The organism is Shewanella abyssi (genome assembly GCF_023284025.1).
Classification (GTDB): Bacteria; Pseudomonadota; Gammaproteobacteria; order Enterobacterales; family Shewanellaceae; genus Shewanella; species Shewanella abyssi.
Map to the genome: position 1 here is coordinate 1 of NZ_JAKIKR010000103.1, position 4723 is coordinate 4723.

The 4723-nt window shown below is 36.1% G+C and carries 6 protein-coding genes; all 6 read left to right on the plus strand.

Going from position 1 to position 4723, the window contains the following annotated elements; all coding sequences use genetic code 11:
- Window positions 1-194 precede the first annotated feature (194 nt).
- A complete protein-coding gene (locus tag L2755_RS21745) occupies window positions 195-2084 on the plus strand; it encodes a zincin-like metallopeptidase domain-containing protein (RefSeq protein WP_248982729.1) in 1890 nt (629 codons plus the stop codon).
- A 115-nt stretch (window positions 2085-2199) separates the two neighbouring features.
- Entirely contained in the window at window positions 2200-3816 is a 1617-nt protein-coding gene (locus L2755_RS21750; protein WP_248982730.1) for a tetratricopeptide repeat protein, read from the plus strand.
- Between the two features lie 6 nt (window positions 3817-3822).
- On the plus strand, window positions 3823-4014 hold the full coding sequence (locus tag L2755_RS21755; protein WP_248982731.1) for a hypothetical protein: 192 nt from the start codon (window positions 3823-3825) through the stop codon (window positions 4012-4014).
- Window positions 4015-4036: 22 nt separating this feature from the next.
- On the plus strand, window positions 4037-4171 hold the full coding sequence (locus L2755_RS21760) for an HNH endonuclease family protein (RefSeq protein ID WP_248982732.1): 135 nt from the start codon (window positions 4037-4039) through the stop codon (window positions 4169-4171).
- Window positions 4172-4269: 98 nt separating this feature from the next.
- Window positions 4270-4416, plus strand: a complete 147-nt coding sequence (locus L2755_RS21765; protein ID WP_248982733.1) for an endonuclease — start codon at window positions 4270-4272, stop codon at window positions 4414-4416.
- A gap of 121 nt (window positions 4417-4537) precedes the next feature.
- The coding region (locus L2755_RS21770; RefSeq protein ID WP_248982734.1) for an AAA family ATPase at window positions 4538-4723 on the plus strand (186 nt) is incomplete at its 3' end.

Sequence of the window (4723 nt, forward strand, 5' to 3'; positions counted from 1 at the left end):
TAATAAACAAGATGCGCCTATTCCTCATTCCTAAATATCCATAATTGTTATGTTTTTATATAGGAGAAATAAATACTCTTAATAACTAATTTTTGTGATCTGGATCACGTTTGGTGTTGAGTTTTATTTTTTATATGGTCTATTAAAGGTATCTAGTGTGATTTTTCGCTAGTGTCACTCATTGGATTAATCATATGGAGAACAACGAAAGTAGGAGTGTTAGCTCGCTAATTAAAGATAAGTTTGTCGAATCACAGAGTGGGATAAAATCAGCAAAGCAGCTTGATTTCTATCTGAAACGAGATCGAACGGCAAATGATAAACTAACCAAAAAGAAGTTTAAGCAATTCCTCAGTCTGCACAAATTAGCTCATATACTAAAAAAAGCTGAATCTGATGAAGATATTGATGCCAGCCATAAAAGCCTATCTGAAGTAAAAGCACAGCTTGAATCAATTGAAGTGTTACCAGCTAAGCCTAAAAAAAATCAGGTGGTGCTTGATCAAGTGTTGGATATCTACAAAAAGTTCATTGAGAGTGGTGACGACTACAAGTTTAAAAAGCCTTGGGTTGATCAGCAAGTGCTAGGCTTGCCAAGGAGTGCTAAGTCAGGAGAAATGTATTCTGGTGGGAATTCGTTATTACTTGATTTGCTGCAAACAGAATTAGGATTGGATTTACCGTTCTTCCTAAATCAGTCAAACATTGAGCAGCTAGGGCTTGAGATGCCTGAACAAGCAATAGCTGTATGTCAAAAAGTAGTCGAGCTTTTTGTTAATGATGCTTTAGAGGTTAATAATCCTGAAAAGTGGATATCAGTGAAGAAGTATAGAGAGCTGGATAGCAAAGACCAGGAGAGTTACCGCAAACAGAAGATCCTTAAGCAGTTCGAGCTTTACCATCATTCTCAGTTCAACCACTCGCTTCGTAATAATGAGGAATACCAAGGTTGGATAGAAAATTATAAAGAAACCAAGCTACTAAAAAAGCTTGATGAATGTCATACGGATGAAGAAAGGGAAAGACTGTTTGAACCAAAGATTTATGCGGCTAGATGTTTAATTGACTCAGGTCGAAAATGGATGGGAATTGATTTAGTCGAGCATCCCACAAGCTGTCATTACAGTCCTTCTAAAGATCAAATTGCAATGGTGGCTGAACAGAACTTCAAGACGGATCATCCAGAGCTAGTTTATACGGGCGTTTATTGTCATGAATTATCGCACTCTACGGGAGCAGCATCTCGCCTAAACAGACCTTTAGTTAACAGTTTAGGTAATGAAGCAAGAAACAAAAAAAATATAGGTTTTGAAGAATTAATTGCCGAGAGTGGTAGTTTAATGATTCTTAAAAAACTAAACCTACCAAGCGTAACTGATAGTAAAAGTGCTGCTTATATCGCTAGTTGGCTCAAGACTCAAAAAGAAAATGGTTCAAAGGACTTTTTAAGTATTGCGTGTCACCAAGGGGCTAATGCTGCTGATTTTATATTAACTAAAGCCAAAGAGTATCAAGTTCAGCTTGTAGAGAACTTGGACATCGAGCTGTTTCGGAAGAGTTGCTTAAGCAAGGGATATAGTAATGTTGATTCTGATACGCTGTTCATTGCTGATTATCTTAACAAGGCCACAATGAAAGCTGCTGATGAGTTCCTTGCTGGGTGTTTTGAAGGGTTAAATGAGGTTGAACTACTTGAGACTACTGGAAGGTTGTTATCAAGCTTAAAAGAGCAGTTTTTACTTACTGACGAGTTTAATCTGCACTTAAAATATCAAAGAGGAATTGCTCTTTCTGATGCAAAAAATGCGGGAGAAATAGTCGAACAATATTCACTGAATGATATTTTTAATGATATTTTTAATGATAGTGTTGATGAAGGATTTAATGAGCATACTTTAGTTAATCGATTTCATGAGCTATACGGCAAAAGTAAGGTTACAGAATACCTTGATAAGCTTGAGCTATGTGGTTTTCAACTAAAAGGCGATAGTGAAACAGTGAGTGCAATAAGGGATCTGACGGATAGGCATTACCTGTTTGAAGTAAGTGACAAACTAAGTCGTAAAAGAAGGCTAGACCAGTAATTACTATTTAAGAACGATGGGTTGGATATTAATGTATTGTTTATCATGGCCTTAGTGTATTCTTTGGATACGCTATTTATATTGACGGTGAACTAGGGAAGGGAATTTAGTGAACATGGAAATCATGAACGATATCACTTTTGTGAATAATCACTGTGAGCTGATAGGTGAGCAATATGAAGAAGCAAAAAACTTGTATCGGGATGCGCCTATTCAGACACTAGTGATCCTTAGATCTCTCATCGCTAATCTATGTGATACGATCAGCTCAGAGCTATGTCTTGATGTTGAAATTAAAGATGTTTATGATTTAATACAAAGTATTAAAGCGACAAAAAAACTAGACCGAAAAATCATTAGTAAACTTCATGATATTCGCATAGCTGGCAACAAGGCCGCACATAAAGAAACATATCATTTAGAGAAAGAGGAGTTTATTGCTCTTGCGCTAAAGACTCTTCAAGATTTCTGTGATCTCATAAACCTTATCAGGTCATCTTTTCAAAGGATTATTACCCCAGACTACAACTTTGATGCTCAAATCCAGTCTTCGATGCAAGATCTATCCTATAAAGCTCTTTTTGATAATGAACCCAATGCAAAGTATGTGGTTGGCTGTGCTTTAGCGCAAATGCACTATAAAAGACTTGATGACTTTGCTAATCCTGAAACAAATAAGGGAAGATATGTTTTAGAAAATGAAGGTCAGCTCAAACGAGGTGTAGACCTGATTGAATCAGCAGCGATTGATGATGACCATTTAGAAAGCTTGTATGAATATGCTGCTATTTTGATAAGCGGTACTGAGCGTGACAAAGATATAAATAAGGGTATTGAGTACTTTAGAAGGGCTGGTTTCAAGGGGCATATTAATTCTAAAGCATACCATGGTTACTATGTCATCAATAGACCATCATCTTTAGATTTTGAGATAGAAGAAGCTATAGAAAACTTAGAAATAGCAGCCTCTCATAATCACCCTACAGCGTTAGATACCTTGAGTGTTTTGTATCAAGAGGGGAAACACCTCAATAAAGATATAAATAAATCAGTTGAGTACCTCGAAAAAGCTGCCGTTGCTGGCTACCCAGAGTCTCAATATAAACTAGCAAATTATTACTATTCTAAATGCAAAGATCATGAAGCATATATTTTTTATATGACAGAAGCAGCAAATAATCGCTATCCCGCTGCATATTTAAGTCTAGCTAGAACACATTCTCAGAAAGCAAGTACAGAAGAAGCAGTAAAAGCTTACAAGGAATATCTAGTGTTAAAGCCAGATCCTATAGCTGAATTTGAGCTAGGTCATTTGATTCTCAGCCTTCAAAATAATTGTGTTGATAGCATCAAAACTGCATTAACTCATTTTATAAACAGTTATCGTAGTGATGATTGTCCTAATAATATAGCTAAACAGATTGAGGTAGCTTCAAAGAAAGGTTTAAATCTCATTGCAATTGAGTTGAGAAAACAACATCTTTCTCGTGAAGAAACTAATAATTTCACTAAGTTTTTTATGCAGTTTGATTCAAATTCAAGACCTTTCAAGTCAACAGAAGATATGGCGGAAGCAATAAATTCAATATTTAATGATCGGGATAACGCACATAAATATGTCTACTTGCCTACACCTGCGGAGTCTCCGTCTATAGTTGAAAAAATTGGACGGAATGACATATGCCCTCATTGTTCGTCAGGAAAAAAATACAAGAAATGTTGTGGGAAGTGATTCTACATGAACTTATTTAAAAATATATCCACCATTGCTATCTTGGTCTTTAGCTCATTTACTGTTGCTGAAGGCAATGCATCTAATTACTCATTTAGCAAAGCTAAGAAAATGCTTGAGAGGCAGGTCTATCAAGATCATAGAGAAACTATCTACTGTGGTGCTAAATTTATTCAAAGAAGAAAGTTGAAGCCATGAGTATCGTTATATACAAGCTGATATGCACAACCTCTTCCCTGCAATTGGTGCTGTAAATGCTCTACGGAGTAACTATCATTTCACAATGCTATCAAGTTCGGTCAAATCTGATTTTGGTAGATATGATATGCGTATCGATGACAGAAAAGCAGCCTGAAATAGAAACAAGAAATGCAGCTTAAAATTTAAGTAAAGAGTGCCAACTGCCATGAAAAACACCACATGTACATGGAAGTCACTTACCCCAAATATAATATGAGCAAGCATCAACGTCAGTTGATGGACGTATGGGACAAGCAATCCCCAGTGTCTGAATGGGAATGTAAGCGTTCTAAGCGAATTGAACAGCTTCAGGGGAATGCTAACTCAGCGGTTAACAATCGCTGTGAGTTTGATGGGTAAACTTATTGAGTATGGTCTCCTGTAATACATTTTCGCCTGTATATATGTGATTAACTTCATAAACCACAGTAAAACAATGTGTTAAGTTGGTTTTACTATCTACTTTAAAGGGAGTTTAACAGTGATTACAGAGATTAATTTAGAGGGTGTAGCAAGCTATAAGTCAAAATCTACGTTAACAACTGATAAGAAAGTTAACCTAATTTATGGTCTAAATGGTTCAGGGAAAAGTACGTTTTCAAATTACTTTTATGACTTAGAAAACACCAAATATAACAAGTGTTCGAATACTAATGGTGGTGAAACA

Bases quoted from the DNA above. Each gene is read 5' to 3' on its own strand.
- L2755_RS21760 (WP_248982732.1), top strand. From the start codon at position 4,037: ATGCACAACCTCTTCCCTGCAATTGGTGCTGTAAATGCTCTACGGAGT.
- L2755_RS21765 (WP_248982733.1), top strand. From the start codon at position 4,270: ATGAGCAAGCATCAACGTCAGTTGATGGACGTATGGGACAAGCAATCC.
- L2755_RS21755 (WP_248982731.1), top strand. From the start codon at position 3,823: ATGAACTTATTTAAAAATATATCCACCATTGCTATCTTGGTCTTTAGC.
- L2755_RS21745 (WP_248982729.1), top strand. From the start codon at position 195: ATGGAGAACAACGAAAGTAGGAGTGTTAGCTCGCTAATTAAAGATAAG.
- L2755_RS21750 (WP_248982730.1), top strand. From the start codon at position 2,200: ATGGAAATCATGAACGATATCACTTTTGTGAATAATCACTGTGAGCTG.